The organism is Streptococcus sp. HMSC072G04 (assembly GCF_001813295.1).
GTDB lineage: Bacteria > Bacillota > Bacilli > Lactobacillales > Streptococcaceae > Streptococcus.
In genome coordinates this window covers 1-248 of sequence record NZ_KV812031.1, presented here as the reverse complement: position 1 = coordinate 248, position 248 = coordinate 1, and the positions used below count along the sequence as shown (strand labels likewise).

The following is a 248-nucleotide window of genomic DNA, read 5'->3' as shown; positions in this document are numbered from 1 at the left end:
GAATTCTTCGCTGGTGACGGTATGTTGACTCGCCTTATCTTGAAAGCTTCTGACAAAGCTCCATGGTCAGACAATGGTTCAGCTAAAAATCCCGCCCTTCCACCAGTAGAGAAATTGGGCAAAGGCCTCTACTTCTATGAAGTGGATTTGGCTGGTACTCAAGGCAAATCAGACAAAGACTTACTTGACCTCTTGAAACAAAACGGCACTCAAAGCTATAAAGCTACTATCAAGGTGTACGGCGCTAA

At 44.8% G+C, this 248-nt stretch carries 1 protein-coding gene; it reads left to right on the top strand.

The genetic code is table 11. From position 1 onward, the window contains the following. Window positions 1-248: SSURE domain-containing protein (locus HMPREF2904_RS11935; RefSeq protein WP_256263251.1), on the top strand; the 248-nt coding region annotated here is incomplete at both ends.